12 protein-coding genes and 1 tRNA gene are annotated in these 15,207 nt (G+C 66.5%); 1 reads left to right on the top strand and 12 read right to left on the bottom strand.

Annotated elements, in window-relative coordinates; translation table 11 throughout:
• Positions 1-5 precede the first annotated feature (5 nt).
• Genes VGM20_09435 through VGM20_09425 form a run of 3 tightly spaced genes read right to left on the bottom strand, consistent with a single transcriptional unit; the run spans position 6 to position 2,373 of the window.
• Positions 6-473, bottom strand: coding sequence for a redoxin domain-containing protein (locus tag VGM20_09435; protein HEY4101085.1), 468 nt, complete (start codon positions 471-473; stop codon positions 6-8).
• A gap of 7 nt (positions 474-480) precedes the next feature.
• Positions 481-1,089 (bottom strand): superoxide dismutase, encoded by a 609-nt coding sequence (locus VGM20_09430; GenBank protein ID HEY4101084.1) that lies wholly within the window; start codon positions 1,087-1,089, stop codon positions 481-483.
• A gap of 45 nt (positions 1,090-1,134) precedes the next feature.
• Positions 1,135-2,373, bottom strand: coding sequence for a hypothetical protein (locus tag VGM20_09425; GenBank protein ID HEY4101083.1), 1,239 nt, complete (start codon positions 2,371-2,373; stop codon positions 1,135-1,137).
• Positions 2,374-2,468: 95 nt separating this feature from the next.
• On the opposite strand from VGM20_09425, the gene VGM20_09420 reads away from it, so the two are divergent.
• On the top strand, positions 2,469-2,969 hold the full coding sequence (locus tag VGM20_09420; GenBank protein ID HEY4101082.1) for a hypothetical protein: 501 nt from the start codon (positions 2,469-2,471) through the stop codon (positions 2,967-2,969).
• 45 nt (positions 2,970-3,014) lie between these two features.
• On the opposite strand, the gene VGM20_09415 is transcribed toward VGM20_09420, so the two are convergent.
• The 9 genes from VGM20_09415 to VGM20_09375 all read right to left on the bottom strand — a co-directional run bounded on the left by VGM20_09415 (position 3,015) and on the right by VGM20_09375 (position 15,173).
• Positions 3,015-4,430, bottom strand: a complete 1,416-nt coding sequence (locus VGM20_09415; GenBank protein HEY4101081.1) for a peptidylprolyl isomerase — start codon at positions 4,428-4,430, stop codon at positions 3,015-3,017.
• Positions 4,431-4,466: 36 nt separating this feature from the next.
• A tRNA-Ala gene (locus tag VGM20_09410) sits at positions 4,467-4,539 on the bottom strand.
• 74 nt (positions 4,540-4,613) lie between these two features.
• The gene (locus tag VGM20_09405) at positions 4,614-4,913 is read right to left on the bottom strand and encodes a hypothetical protein (GenBank protein HEY4101080.1); all 300 of its coding nucleotides are present in this window, start codon (positions 4,911-4,913) and stop codon (positions 4,614-4,616) included.
• 113 nt (positions 4,914-5,026) lie between these two features.
• Positions 5,027-6,517 carry an efflux transporter outer membrane subunit gene (locus VGM20_09400; GenBank protein HEY4101079.1) on the bottom strand — a complete coding sequence of 497 codons (1,491 nt, stop codon included), beginning with the start codon at positions 6,515-6,517 and terminating at the stop codon, positions 5,027-5,029.
• On the bottom strand, positions 6,514-9,693 hold the full coding sequence (locus VGM20_09395; GenBank protein HEY4101078.1) for a multidrug efflux RND transporter permease subunit: 3,180 nt from the start codon (positions 9,691-9,693) through the stop codon (positions 6,514-6,516). The genes VGM20_09400 and VGM20_09395 overlap by 4 nt, the downstream gene beginning before the upstream one ends.
• Positions 9,690-10,937 (bottom strand): efflux RND transporter periplasmic adaptor subunit, encoded by a 1,248-nt coding sequence (locus VGM20_09390; GenBank protein ID HEY4101077.1) that lies wholly within the window; start codon positions 10,935-10,937, stop codon positions 9,690-9,692. The genes VGM20_09395 and VGM20_09390 overlap by 4 nt, the downstream gene beginning before the upstream one ends.
• 65 nt (positions 10,938-11,002) lie before the next feature.
• On the bottom strand, positions 11,003-12,133 hold the full coding sequence (locus tag VGM20_09385) for a hybrid sensor histidine kinase/response regulator (protein ID HEY4101076.1): 1,131 nt from the start codon (positions 12,131-12,133) through the stop codon (positions 11,003-11,005).
• The gene (locus VGM20_09380) at positions 12,130-12,516 is read right to left on the bottom strand and encodes a response regulator (GenBank protein HEY4101075.1); all 387 of its coding nucleotides are present in this window, start codon (positions 12,514-12,516) and stop codon (positions 12,130-12,132) included. The genes VGM20_09385 and VGM20_09380 overlap by 4 nt, the downstream gene beginning before the upstream one ends.
• Complete coding sequence (locus tag VGM20_09375; GenBank protein HEY4101074.1) at positions 12,513-15,173, bottom strand: response regulator; 2,661 nt, start codon at positions 15,171-15,173, stop codon at positions 12,513-12,515. The genes VGM20_09380 and VGM20_09375 overlap by 4 nt, the downstream gene beginning before the upstream one ends.
• Positions 15,174-15,207 lie beyond the last annotated feature (34 nt).

The raw sequence follows: 15,207 nt of genomic DNA, 5'->3' as shown, positions 1-15,207 counted from the left end.
GCGCGCTACCCCAGCCGCGCCAGCACCTCGAGCAGCTCGGCGTTCTCTCGCCGATCTCCCGCGTTCTTCTCTTCCCAGACCCAGCGCGTGATCCCCTGCTTGTCGATCACGATGTACGCACGCCTGGAATAGAACGCCTCCTCGTCGAGCACACCGTACAGTCGCGACACGCCCCGCTTGAAATCACTGAGGAGGTCGAAGGTCATCTGCCACTTCGCCTTGAATTCCTTGAGCGTCGCGGTCGAGTCGACGCTGATGGGGAGGACGATGGTGTCCTTGCTCTCGAAATGGGTGATATCGTCGGTGAAGGCACGCATCTCCGTCGTGCACGTACTGGTGAACGCCAACGGAAAGAACGCCAGCAGGACGTTCTTGCGTCCGGCAAACGACGACAGCGTGACCTCCTGACCGGAGGTCGACTTGAGCGTGAAATCGGGGGCCGGCGAACCGACCGCGGGATGTGACGTGGCCATCAGCGACTCACTTGGCGGCGAACCGTTTCCCGACGACAGTCCAGTTGACCACGTTCCACCATGCGGTCACGTAATCGGGACGACGGTTCTGGTACTTCAGGTAGTAGGCGTGCTCCCATACATCGCAACCGAGGAGCGGATGCTTTCCCTCCATGATCGGCGCGTCCTGGTTGGCGCTGCTTTCGATCGCGAGCTTGCCGTCCGCACCGCGGACCAGCCATCCCCATCCGCTGCCGAACCGGGTGGCGCAGGCCTTGGCGAATTGCTCCTTGAACCCGGCCAGACCGCCGAAAGTCTTGTCGATCGCGGCGGCGAGGTCGCCGTCGGGCGCGTCGGCTCCGCCGGGTGTCATCAGTTCCCAGAACATGGTGTGGTTGTAATGGCCGCCGCCGTTGTTGCGGACGGCCGCGCGCTTCGCTTCGGGGACGCGATTGAGGTCCGCGAGCAGCTGTTCGACCGACAGAGATTGCAACGCGGTCTCGCCTTCCAGCGCGGCGTTGAGATTGTTGACGTACGCGCCATGATGCTTGTCGTGGTGAATCCGCATCGTCTGTTCATCGATGTGCGGCTCGAGCGCGGCGTAGTCGTACGGTAGCGGCGGCAAGGTGAAGGCCATCGGTCAGCTCCTGCGCGGGTGAGATGGGCTCGAAAGATGAGCCATCTATGACGGTCCAGCAACGACGTGATCGAGCGCGTTGGCCGCGGAGGCGAGCACCATCCCGAGCATCACCGCGAGGAGCACCTGATCGCGCAGCACCGAGGCGACGATCATTGCACCGGTCACTCCGACGTAGACGCTGTACGCCCGCCCCGGGCGCACCAGCCGCCGGCCGATCGGAATCAGTGCGGCGAGCGAGGCGGCAATCACGCTCATCGGGCCTGCTCGCGTCGCCGCGAGGAGTACCAGTGCCGCGGCCAGACCATCGGGGTGGCGGCGGATCGAGGCGCCGATCGCGGCAACCACCAGGCACAGCGTCAGGAGCGGCTGCCAGTGGTCGAGCCCGCTGGAGCTCCCGCGGGTGACGGCGAGTTCGACCACGGCGACCGCAACCACCGGGAGGATCCGCGACCGGAACAGCTGGCGGATCGGCCATGGCGGCAGCATCGCGATCATCCACGCGATCGCGATCACTGCGAGCCATTCGGAGGCGGCGTCCGACACCGGCGCCGTCGAACCGAACGCCCACAGCGACGTCCCGGGCGAGCCGGCGATCGTCATTGCCAGCCACCCCCAGACGCCGAGCGCCAATGACGCGAGCAGCGGAAGAAACGGTAGCGGACGCGGTGCAGCGGTGTCGGCATTGAGCCACCATTCCCGCCACACCAGCGCCACCAGTGCGACGAGCGCAACGACGATCGGGCCGAAGCGCGCCGCGATCATCACCAGGGTGGCGAGGAGCAACGACGGCACTCGCCGGTCGAGGCGCAACAACGGATGCGTCAGCGGCGCAGGCACCGCATCGGCAACCACGTCGCTTTCGCCGCGCCGGCCGCGGACCCAGCCACGCGACAGGAGAAAACGTCCCGCGAGCCACGGCAGCACGCCGATGAGCGCGCCTGTCAGCAGCGCGACAGTGCCCTGGGGAAGGACGGCAAACAGGAGTGCGGCGATGAGTGGCACGCCCAGCACCACGCGAACCCAGCGCCGCGGATCAGGGAAGAGGCATCCGCCGCTGATCATGAAACCCGCAGTGAGCCCGATGAACCATGCGTCGCTTCCCGACCGGGCGACGAGATCGTGGAGGTCGCGCGGATCCAACGTGCCGACTCCCTGATGCAGCGCGGCGAGACCGAGCCCCGCGATGATCAGTTGTCCGGCGGCGGCACCGCGCCTGTCGTCGCAGGCTGCCCAGGGGACCAGCAGGAGTGGAAGCGAAAGCCAGAAGAGAAGTTCCGACATCGAAGGGACAATCTGGGTGCATGGGGCCGTCGGCACCACTCACTGTTGCGGATCACCATCCTTCTGGTCGATACTGTTGGCAGGGAGATCACATCATGGCGTTGTCGTTGCGGTTTGCGCTGACATCCCCGGGACACGCGGTTGTCGCCCTCGAGGCCGACGATCTGCGCGTTGCCATGCAGGCAACCGACCAGACCGATGCGCTGGGCGACCTGGCGCGGGCGACCGCCACGCTCCTCGAAGGTGCCGACCGCGCCTCCGTGGTCCTGGAGGATGCTCCCGGCGTGCACGAATGGACCTTCGAGCGGCGCGGAACGGCAGTCCACATCCGGATTCACAGCTGGGCCGACCGGAGTTCCGGCAGCGCCAACATGGTCATGTCGCAAGAGCGGTCGGTGGCGATCGCGGTGCCGCTTGCGGTGCTGGCGCGAGAACTCGTGCTGGTGCTCGATGTCCTCTGGGTCGGTCACGGACCGGACGGCTGGGCCCGGCTGTCGCCCAGGCATCCCTACCCTCGCGCCGAGCGGCGACGGCTCCGTCAGCTGCTGGCGGTGTCGGCGCGACGCGCCGTGGAGAACGGACCCGCCGCGCTGTAGTTCCCTCGCCATGCCGGCTGCCGCCGGCGTGGCTTCATAGCTCCCTCAATTCGACGGGTTGCGTCCAGCTGCCGGTTTCGCTGGGCGGGTCGGCGTGCGGCTCGGCGTCGAATCGTTCTTGTGGACCTGCTGCCATTCGACGGCGGCTCCCGCGATTACGCCGTTGAGCGCCGTCTGGTTCACCTTGACCGGCGACCGTGAGCGCAGGATGGTGCCGAGGGCGCCGGGCAGCGGGAAGTAGCGAGCGCGCTGGGCCACCACACTGTCCATCAGCATCGTCGCTGCATCTGCCGCGGAGCCGGTGGCGGGGAGCCGCGCGAACGCCGCCTTCATCGAATCCATGATCTGCTGATACGCCGGCACGAGGGTGCGCCGCGCCTCGGGAGTGGGGATCGGCGTCGTGCTGATGCTGGCGATGGTGATCCGTTCGCGGGCCAGCCCCTTGAGGAACTGCGTGATGGTGGAATCGGAGGCGTCGGTGAGTACCACCCGTTCGGCCGGCTGCAGCATCAGCATCGCGCTGCGCACCTCCGCCGGGGTGAGCGATCCGCCGTCCCAGGTGACCAGCGGTGCGCCGGCGGCGGCGACCACCGGCTCATGCGCGATGCTGCGCACTTCGACCCGCGCGCCCGGAGCGATCGCGATGTGATGGGCGCGAGCGAGCGAGTCGACGAACAGCGAGTCGGCATGGCGTGCGAGAATCGGAGCGAGCCACGCGCGGAGCATCGGCTTTGATTCGTCGCGGTTGGCGCGGCGGAAGATGTGGAGGCCGATCGGACTCTGCACGATCAACGAGAAGTCATTGGGTCGGAGGGTCCAGATCGTCGAGAACTGCTGCGGAATCAGGTTGCGCGACAGCGGCGGGATGTAGCCGCCGTTGGCGCGACTGGCGCTGTCCTCCGACATCGATTTCACCAGCGAGGAGAAATCGGCGCCGCCGCGCAGCCGGGTCAGCGCCAGGCGAGCGTGTCCCACGATCGTGGCGGCCTGCGCAGAGTCGACGTGTGGCGGCGCCCGGAAGAGGATCTGCTGGAAGACGCGGACCCGGTCGAGGTTGATCAGCGAGTCGACCTGGGCATCAGTGACCGCCGGACGCGCCGCGGCGCGAGTGGCAAAGTATTGCGCTGCAATGCCTCGTTCCGCGTCGGGGAGGATCACCGAATCGATGGTGACTGAATCGGTCAACTGGCCGTTGTGGCGTATCGCGTCGATGACCAGCGCGGAGTTGATCCAGGCGCTTACCAGTTCGTTGGCGACGACCGGACTGGGCCGCTGCTGCTTGATGGCGACAAGCCAGCTGTCGAGCACCGCTCCGGACAGGGTGCCGCCGGCGGCCTCGACCACCGGCGTGTGCTTCGCCTTGTCCGGCGACATCGCTCCGCCGCTGCATCCGGCCAGAAGGAACCCGATCGCGGCGAGTCCGGCAGCAGGACGGGACCAAAGCAGCAGGGAGCGTCGCATGAGCACCTGGCGTGGAGGATGAAAGTGGTATCGGTATGGAGCGTATCGGGATCGAACCGATAACCTCCGCCTTGCAAAGGCGGCGCTCTCCCAATTGAGCTAACGCCCCGGGTACTCGGGCCGACCAAAGCTACCGCGGCCGACGGCGCCGACGAAGGGGATCCGTTGGCGCCCGAGGTGCGCTCAGCCGGCCGGCTTGCGGCGTTTCCGGGTCTTGTTGTAGTCCGGATGCTTGTCGATGTACTGATACAGATCATCAACCATCCGGAATCGCCGCTGCAGGTCACTGGCATCGGCCGAACCGCGCTTCGATTCCTCCAGTGTCCTGATCCGCTTGATCAGCTGCCGCCGCCACCGCTCATCCTTCGTTGCGGTCAGAAATTGCCGTGTCTGTGCCAGTTCCTGCTCGACCGATGCCCCGCCCTGCCGCTGCATCCGCGCTTCGAGCGACGCGCGATGCAGTTTGAGCTGCTTGAGAAACATGACCGACAAGTGACGCACTCCAATGCATATGAGGAATCAGACAATCACTCACGTGATTATCCGTGGGGGTTCGAACTTGTCCTACAGAAAAATGGTGCCCGGTCCCGCAATTGTCACGGGGTTGGAGCCCATTTCCCGCCGAGCGCCTTGTATAACTGCACCGTGGCTTCGAGATAGAGTCGGCGCGTCTGCGTCAATGTGAGTTCTGCGGTGAAGAGACTGCGTTGCGCGTCGAGCACCTCGAGGTAACTGGAAATGCCGCCTTCATACCGGCGTTCCGCCAACCGATACGCATCTCGCAATGCGGCCGTCTGCGCCGCAACCGCCGCAAGCTGGTCCCGGTCGGCACGGACCGCGACGAGCGCATCCGCCGCTTCGCCGAGCGCGGTGAGGACCGCCTTCTCATAGGCCGCGCGTGCCTGGTCGACTCGCGCGCGGGCTGCGTCGAGTTCGGACTTCTGCCTTCCGCCGGCGAAGAGCGGCATCGAGACGCCGGCCTGCAACGTGTAGATCTCGTGATCCGATCCGAAGAGATCGGTCGTGGACGGCGCCTGTCGACCGTATTCGCCGGTGATCACCACCCGCGGCAGGATCGACGAGATCGTCTGCCCCACGCGCTCCGTGGCGGCCGCCAGATCGCGCTCGGCGCTCTGTACATCGGGACGGCGAAGCAACAGCGAGGCCGGAATCGAATCGGGAACCGCGACCGCCACGATCGCGGAATCAAGCGATCCGCCGGCCGAGACTGACACCGGGGCCGATCCGATCAGCACCGACAGCGCGTGTTCCTGTTGTGACGCCTGTCGAGTGAACTGCGCGACGCTCGACGCCGCGGATGCCACGTCGGCCTCGAACTGCCGCACGTCGAGCTCCGAGATAACTCCCTGCGTGTACCGCTGGCGCGCCAGCCCGAGCGTCGCCTGCCGCGAGGCGAGTGTCGCATTGGAGACGGCGAGGTCTGCCCGCAACTCGAGCAGTTCAAGATAGCCGTCGGCGACCTGGCTCACGACGGTGAGCACCAGCGCCTGTTCATCGTTCGCCCGCGCATCGCGATCGGCCTGGGCCGCGACGACTCCCTTGCGGATCCGGCCCCAGAAATCGATCTCCCACTGCAGATCGGCGGTGGCCCGGATCGCCTTGTATGCGATCGGCGGCGACGCGCCGATGGCGATCTGATTGGAGCTCGCCGACGCGTTGGCGTCGAGCTCGGGAAAGAGCTCGCTGCGTGCCGATCCGACCATCGCACGATACTCGTCGACTCGCGCCAGCGCCTGGCGGATGTCGCGATTGTTGGTGAGCGCGCTGTGCACCAGACCGACGAGCGTGGTGTCGCGGAGCACCTCGAGCCATGCCGCAGCGTCGACGGGTTGCGACGAGAAGATCGCGCCGGGAGGGGCCGGTGTCGGAATCTGCGCCGCGCGCGCCAGCGAATCGAACAGTGGCGACTGCGGTGTCGGCGCGGTCCCCAGCTGCGCCGTCTGCGGGACAACCTCCGGCACGATGTGCCGCGGCCCGATCGCGCAGCCGGTGGTGATGACACCACAGGTGGCGATCGCGGCGGCCAGCGCGGCCGGTCGCCTTCCGATGGAACGGATCGCGATCATGACGTCACCTCGGCCGGTGGCACCGCGTCGTGGTCGCGACTCCGCTTCCCTTCCGACACGCGTCGGATCAGCGCGAAGAAGAGCGGAATGAAGAAGATGCCGACGCTGGTGGCGATCAGCATGCCGAAGAAGACGCCGGTCCCCAATGAATGGCGGCTCTGCGCGCCTGCGCCGCCGGCAAGGAGGAGCGGTGAGACGCCGCAGATGAATGCGAGTGACGTCATCAGGATCGGCCGGAATCGCTCCTTTGCCGCTTCGCGCGCGGAATCAACGATCGAATGCCCCTGCTCGCGCAACGTGTTGGCAAATTCGACGATCAGGATCGCATTCTTGGCTGCGAGCCCGATCACCGTGATCAGCGCCACCTGGAAGTAGATGTCGTCCGGCATGCCGCGCAGCCAGACACCGATCAGTGCGCCGAGGGCGCCGAACGGGAGGCCGAGAAGCACGGCGAACGGAATGCTGAAGCTCTCGTATTGCGCCGCGAGCACCAGGAAGACCAGGATGATGCCCAGACCGAAGATCATGCCGCCCTGCCCGCTGGCGACCTTTTCCTGGTAGGACTGTCCGCTGTAGGCGTATCCCACCCCCTTCGACGCGAAGTCGCGGTCGATCAGGTGTTCAACGGCGCCCATCAACTCTCCCGAACTGTGTCCCGGCGATGGCGTCGCCGTCACGAGCGCCGACGTGAATCCGTTGAAGCGCGTGAGAATGCTTGGTCCGGTGCGAAACTCCGGGCGCTCGAGCGTCGAGACCGGGATCATCTGGCCGTCCTGCGATCGCACGAAGAGTTTGCCGATGTCCTCGGGCGATTGCCGGTACTGCGGCAGCGCCTCGGCCTGCACCCGGTAGGTGCGGCCGTAGAGGTTGAAGTCGTTGATGTAGAGTGTCGACAACATCGTCTGCAGCGTGGTGAAGAGCGTGCCCAGCTGGACGTTGTGCGCCTTCACCGCGTCGCGATCGACGTTGAGGAAGATCTGCGGCGCATCGATCCGGAAGTTGGAGGCTGCGCCGGTCGCCTCGGGGAGCTTCGCCATCGCTCCCATGAACTGGTTCACCTGGTCGTTGAACGCGACCACGTCCTGGCCACCGCGCGCCTGGAGATTCAGCTCCAGCCCCGACGTCGTTCCGACCCCGGGGATTTCGGGAAAGTTGAACGCGAACGCGAGCGCGTCGGGCATGCCATACAGCGCGCCGTTGATGCGACCGAGAATGGCGTCGGCACTTTCGTTCTTGCCGCGGTCCTCCCATGGCTTGAGGCCCACGAAGATCACCGCGGAATTCGGCTGGTTGGCGCCGGAAAGAATGTCCAGCCCAACCAGTGCGACGGTGGCGTTGACCCCGGAATCCGCATGCAGGATCCCTTCCAGATGCTGCACCACCGCCCGGGTACGCTGCAGTGAGGCGCCGCTCGGCAATTGCGCCGCGACGACGAAGAATCCCTTGTCTTCGGTCGGGAGAAAGCCGGTCGGCACGCGGTGGTAGAGCACGACGATCAAGGCGACGATCACCCCGAAGACGGCGAGGAAGGTCCGCGGCCGCCGGGTCACGCCGACGACACTGCCGACGTAGCCGGTGCGGAGCCGGTCGAAGAATCGATTGAACCAGGTGAAGAAGCGGCCGTGCTCGGCATGCTCCGGCGAATCCTTGAGGAGCGCCGCACAGAGCGCCGGCGTCAGCGTCAGCGCCACAATCCCGGAGAGGACCACCGCGATCACGATGGTGACGGCGAACTGCCGGAACATCGACCCGGTGATCCCGCCGAGAAACGCGACCGGAATGAACACGGAACAGAGTGACAGCACGATCGCCACGAGGGCACCGGCGACCTGCTGCATCGCCTTGTCGGCGGCGTGCTGCGCGTCGACCCCCTCGTCGCTCATGATGCGTTCGACGTTCTCGATCACCACGATCGCGTCGTCGACGACGATGCCGATCGCGAGCACCAGCCCGAAGAGGGTGAGCACGTTGACGGAGAAGCCGAGGGCCAGCAGGCCGACGAAGGTGCCGACGACCGAGACCGGCACCGCCAGCACCGGAATCAGGGTGGCACGCCAGCTCTGCAGGAAGATGAAGACCACCAGCGTCACCAGCGCCATCGCCTCGAGCAGGGTGATCGACACTTCTTCGATCGAGGCCGCGATGAACGGCGTGGTGTCGAATGGAATCGACCAGTGAATCCCCGCCGGGAACGATCCCTGCAGCTGGTCAAGTCGCGTGACCAGTTCCTTCTTGACGTTGAGCGCGTTGGCACCGGGCTGGAGGTAGAGCAGGAAGAACGTCGTCGGCTTGCCGTTGAGCCGGCCTTCCAGATCCGAATTCTGGCCGCCGAGCGTCACGTTGGCGATGTCACTCAGATGCACCACCGAGCCGTTCTTCTCGGCGCGCACGATGATGTTCTTGAACTGGTCGACCGTGGTCAGCCGGCCTTCGGCCGTGACCGGCAGGGTGAACTGCGTTCCCGGTGTCGCAGGCTCGCGGCCGATCCGCCCCGCCGGCGCCGGCGCGTTCTGTTCGCGCACCGCGCCCGCGACGTCATCGACCGTGAGGCCAAGTTGTGACATCCGCTCCGGATCAAGCTGCAGCAGCATCGCGAACTGCCCGCCGCCGAACACCGTGGCATCGCCGACGCCTGGAAGCCGCTTCACTTCGTCCGCGACGTACAGCGTCGCGTAGTTGGTGAGGTAATTCGCGTCGTAGCGCGGGTCATCCGACGTAAGCGCCGCGACGAGGAGAATGTCGGTCTGCGCCTTGGTGATCACCACGCCGTTGCGGGTGACTTCCTGCGGCAGCTGCGGTTCGGCAAGCTTGACGGCGTTCTGCACGTCGACCGCGGCGAGATCCTGGCTGCGGTTGATGTCGAAGAACACCTGCAGGCTCATCGTCCCGTCGCTCGAATTGGACGACTTGAAATAGAGCAGTCCGCGCAGCCCCGACAGCTGCTGCTCGATCGGTGCGGCGACGGCCCGCGCGACGTCTTCTGCCGTCGCGCCCGGGTACACGGCCGTAATCCGGATCGACGGCGGCGAAATCGACGGATAGCGATTGACCGGCAGATACTTGAGCGAGACCAGACCGAGCAGCGTGATCACGATCGCGATCACGCCGGCCATCACTGGCCGCCGGATGAAGAAGTACTTGATCTCGCCGTTCGTGCCGCGCGAATGCACGGTCATGGCTGCTTCGCCCCCGGCTTGGGCGAGGGTGCGGCGGCTCCCGACGACGCTGCGGGCGGCTGCACCGTCCCGCTGCTGTCGGTCCCCATCGGCGTGGGATGCACGACGCCACCAGGCCGCACCTTCTGCACGCCATCGACGATCACCTGATCCCCGGCCACGAGACCGGAGTCGATCAGCCACCGCTCACCGACCCACGCCGTGGCGCGGACGTCCGTGGCACGAACCGTGTCGCCCGGGCCGACGAGATACACCGATTGCCGGCCAAGCGATTGCACCACGGCGCGCTGCGGAATCAGCAGCGCGCTGTCGCGCGTGATCCCTTCGAGGCGGACGCGCACGAACTGTCCCGGCACCAGGAGATGCTGGCGATTGGGAACCTCGGCGCGGTACTCCTGCGTCCCGGTCGCCGAGTCGACCACCGGTGCAACGAAGTCAAGCTTGCCGGTTTCCGGATAGACCGACCCGTCGGGAAGCACGACCTCGATCTTGGCGGAGCCGCCAGCCTGCAGCGCCCGGGTGGCGCGCGCATCGCGGCGCCACGCGAGGATCTGCTGTGTCGACGGGCGGAACAGGATCCGCACCGGATCGAGGACATCGATGGTGGTCAGGAGATCGGCGGGACCGGTGACGCGGGCGCCGAGCATCATGTTGGCCTTGCCGACCCGACCGGAAATCTCCGCCTTCACCGTCGCGTCGTTCAGATTCTTGCGTGCCTGGTCGACGGACGCCTTGGCATCGTCCACCGCGGCGCGTCCCTGCTCCTGCGCCGCCTGCGCGTCGTCAACGTCCTTCTGCGCCACCGCGTGCTCGGCGAGCAGCGGCTTGAGACGGGTCAAGGTACGCACCGCGTTGTCGTATCCGGCCTGTGCTTGGGCGAGGCGCGCCTCGGCGCCACGAACTGCCGCGGAGTAGGTGGTCGGGTCGATCTGGAAAAGAACGGTTCCGGCCTTCACCTCGGCGCCTTCGGGAATCGGCTGCGCCACGATCACGCCCGCCACCGGCGACCGCACCTCGACCTCGCGCACCGCTTGCACCTCGCCCGAAAACTCGCTCGTCTCGGCGACGCGCTCCGGCTGGACGACCATTGTGGTGACGGCGGGAGGCGGAGGCATCATCGGCGCCGGCTTGCTGCACGCGGCCCCAAGGGCGGTGGCCAGGAGCGGCAGGGCCGACCGGTGAGCAAAACGGGAACTGTGGGCGCGCACGACGACCTCGTCGAACAGGTGGAGGAATGGCGCCACAAGCTAATCCGCCCCGGTCATAATTCATACATGAACGACCGGCCTCGCACCGTCAGGATACGGTATCAGCCCCGCTCGACCGCTGGCAGCCAGAGCCAGAATTCGCTGCCGGTCCCCACCGCGCTGCGCACTCCGATCTTCCCCTGATGGCGCTCGACGACCATGCGGCAGAAGGTGAGGCCGAGGCCGCTGCTGCGCGCGCGGGTGGTCCGCGAATCACCGATCTGAATGAACTTGTCGAAGATGCGCGCCTGTTCGGCTTCCGGGATCCCGGGCCCCTTGTCGCGAATCCGCATCACCCCGCCGCCGTCCTCCTCGGCCACGGTGACGCGAACCTCTTCGCCGCGCGGCGAAAAGCGCATGGCGTTGGCCATCAGGTTGGTCACGACGCGCTGGAGCAACGGGCCGTCCGCCGAGACCTTGGCTGCATCGCCGCCGATCGCGACCGGGATCCGGTGAAACGACGGCTGCGGCCCCAACGATGAGAGCGCTTCGACCGCAACCTGCCGGAGATCGAGCGACCGGCGGTTGATCGGCAGTGCATCGGCTTCCATCCGGCTCACGTCGAGCATGTCGCCGATCATGCCGTTGAGCTGGTCCACCGCCCGGATCGATTCGGTCAGCATCTCGAGGTACGTGGGCGCGAGTTCGTGGCCGACGTCTTCCTGCATCAGTTCGAGAAACCCGCGAAGCCCGGTGAGCGGTGAGCGGAGGTCGTGCGCCACCATCACGACCAGATCGTCGCGCATCCGTTCGAGGCGCTGGAGTTCCTGAAACTGGTGCTCGACCGTCCGGTGCATTGCGCGCATGCGAATCGCGTTGCGCACGCGGAGCGAGACCTCGTCCCGGTCGATCGGCTTGACGAGATAGTCGTTGGCTCCCGCCGCGACGCCACGGATTCGATTTTCGCGCTGATCGAGGGCGGTGATCAGCAAGACCGGCGTCGCCGCCGTCACCGGCGACTGGCGCAGCCGTTCGCACACCTCGAATCCATCGAGACCCGGCATCGACACGTCGAGGAGGATCACGTCGGGATCGCGCGTTGCCGCGAGTGCCAGCGCCGTCACGCCATCGGCCGCCTCGATCACGTCGTGGCCGTCAATCGAGAGCATGTCGTGCAGCAGCTGCCGGTTCGGCTCCTGGTCGTCGACCACGAGCACGCGCCCACGGTGCTTCATCGATTCGGGGGATGTCATCGCGGCGTCCGCACTCGGAGATGAACGTCCACCAGATCACGCAGTCGTCTGGTGTCGATCGGTTTGCTGAGGAACGCGTCGAATCCTGCCTGCAGGGCCGCCGCCTCGTCGCCCTGCATGACCTGCGCCGTCACCGCGATCACGGGCAGGCCGCGCAACCTCGGATCGCTCCGGATGATACTGATCGCCGCCTCCCCCGACATCCCCGGCAGCCGGATATCGAGGAGGACCAGGTCGGGGTGCATCGTTTCGGCAAGGTCGAGCCCCTCCTCCGCGGTTCGTGCCGTGATCACATCGCACCGGCACGACTCGAGCACCCCCGACACCAGCTCAAGATTGAGGAGATTGTCCTCGATCACCAGGACGCGGCGGCCGCTGCTCATTGTGCAGCCGCCGGGTCGAGCCGGCGCAACGCGGCCACCAGCTCACCAGTATCGGGCTTCGCGAGAACCTGCAATACCTGCTGTTCGAGGCGAGCCCGTTCTGCGGCGTCGAGGTCTCGCGCGCTGAAGACGATGATCGGCACCTCGCGCGTCGCGGCGCGTTCGCGGAGGGCCGCGACGAGTTCGAAGCCCGAGAGCCCCGGCATCACCAGATCGAGAATGATCGCCGCCGGCGGATCGAGGTCGGCGAGTTCGAGGCCGTGTCGCGCATCGGTTGTCGTCACCGCGCGGAAACCGGCACCTTCGATGATCGCGGTGAGAATGTCGAGCGCACCTGGATCATCGTCGATCGCCAGCACCGTGGGATGGCGCGCCGCCGCACCGGTCACGGCGCGCTGGATGGCGGCGACGAGCGCCTCGCGGCGGACCGGCTTGAGCAGCCAGTCGAACGCACCGAGGGCGAGTCCGCGAACGCGCTCGTCGACGATCGACATCATCAGCACCGGAATCGCCGCCGAGCGCGGGTCGGCCTTGAGGGCACGAAGGACCGCCAGTCCGTCCCGACCGGGGAGGACCACGTCGAGCGTGATCGCATCCGGCGACAGTTCCGCCACACGCTGGGTCACGACGTCGCCGTCGGCCACATGCGCCACGCGATATCCGGCGGATTCGAGACAGTCACGGGCGAGTTCGGCAACATGGGGATCGTCCTCGACCACCAGCACGAGCGGCCCGTCGGGCGCGACCTGATCGCGCGAGGAACGGGAGGTTGTGCGATCCACCCCCGCTTCGGGTGACACCGGCAGCTCGACATGAAACGAACTGCCGAGTCCGACTTCGCTCTCGGCCCAGATCCGTCCGCCGTGGAGTTCGACCAGCCGGCGGGACAACGCCAGCCCGAGGCCGGTTCCCTGATGGTTGCGCGTGGGATCGGAATCCACCTGTTCGAATTCGCGAAAGATCCGTTCGAGATCGTCGGGCCGAATGCCGACGCCGCTATCCTGAACCGTGATGCGAATCATCCGCGCTCCCGCGCGCGAGCGCGTCCTGGTCCATGCGGCACGCAGCGTGACCCGTCCGCCGGGCCCGGTGAATTTGATCGCGTTGCCGAGGAGATTGTAGAGCACCTGACGCAATCGTGACGCATCGACGAGGACCGCGGGGAGCGGCTCCTCGATCTCGAGTGAGAGGTGCAGCCGCGATTGCACCGCGAGCGGCTCGACCAGGGCGATCGCTTCGTGCAGCAGCGGCACGAGCGCGACCGCAGCAAGCGACAGTTCCATGCGGCCGGCTTCGACCTTGGAGAGATCGAGGATGTCGTTGATCAGTTCGAGCAACTGCCGTCCGCTCGTCAGGACGTTTCCGACGTAGCGGCGCTGCCGGTCGTTGAGCGGACCGAAGCTCTCTTCTTCGAGCAATTGCGAAAAGCCGATGATCGAATTGAGCGGCGTGCGCAACTCGTGACTCATCTTGGCCAGGAATTCCGACTTGGTCCGGTTGGCGGACTCCGCGGTGTCGCGGGCCCGCTGAATGTCCTGCTCCGCCCGCTTCCGTGCGGTGATGTCCTCCGAGACGCCAAGGAGAAAGGTCGGGTGCCCTTCCTCGTCACGGATCGTCACCTTGCGGGTGTGCATCGTTCGCACCGCACCGTTGGACGCGACCATGACCTCTTCGGGGATGTCGCGAACTTCATCGCTCGCGAGGACGGCGCGGTCGACCGTTCGGAACCCCTCCGCCATCGGTGCCGGGAAGAGGTCGGCGTCGGTGCGGCCGAGAACGGCGCTCCGCGGCAACCCGACCAGCTGCTCCGCCGTGCGATTGAACCGCACGAACCGCATCTCCCGCGCGTCCTTGACGAACACCATCACCGGGAGGAGATCGATCACCGAATCGAGGAATTGCTGCGACCGGCGGAGCGAACCCTCCGCGCCTTCGCGTGCGTCCAGGTCGGCGAAGATCCGCCGCAGCGCGACGAGGAGCAGGACCAGCGCGAAGGCACCGCCCAGCAATTCGGCCAGGACGAGGGTCTGACCAGCGCGCGCACTGACGGTGCGCACCTTGATCCGCTCCGCTTCCTCGCCCGCATTGAGTGCACGCAGCGTCGAGCGGATGCTGTCCATCGATCCGGTCGCGCGATTCCGATTCAACTGCCGTGTGGCGGCCGCTGCTCCCTGCGCATGAAAGGCGGCGATCGTCGCATTCATCTGCGACAGACGGACGCCGACGAGCGAGTCGAGGAGTTCGAAGCGGCTCGAATCGGCCGGGAACGCCGACTGCACCCGGTGCATGCTGTCCATGCGGCGCTCCAGGGCGCGCATCGCGGTGTCGAATGGCGCGAGATCGATCGAATCGCCGGTCAGGAGGAAACCGCGCTGGCTCGACTCCATGCTCAGCAGGGTGTTGTTGATCGAGCGGAAGCTTTCGGCCGCGAGATGGAGATTCGACAGGTCATCGAGCGATCGGCGCACGCGCACGGCGTTGACCACCGTGAGGCCGAACACCACGATCAGGATGACCAGACCAGCCGAGCCCGCGAGCGCGATTCGCCAGCGCAACGCGGCACGCCGAGCGGGAGGACCGCTTTTCGCCTCCACGATTGCTGGGGGCGAAACCGGCCCTGCCGATGTGGTCGGATCCTCGAGCGGGGAGGCGGCCATCGCAGCGGGCTCCTGGACCTGAAGGAAATTGCTG

This window comes from Gemmatimonadales bacterium, from assembly GCA_036500345.1.
Lineage (GTDB): Bacteria > Gemmatimonadota > Gemmatimonadetes > Gemmatimonadales > GWC2-71-9 > Palsa-1233.
Note: the sequence above shows the minus strand (reverse complement) of the source record. Positions and strands in the feature narration are given on the sequence as shown.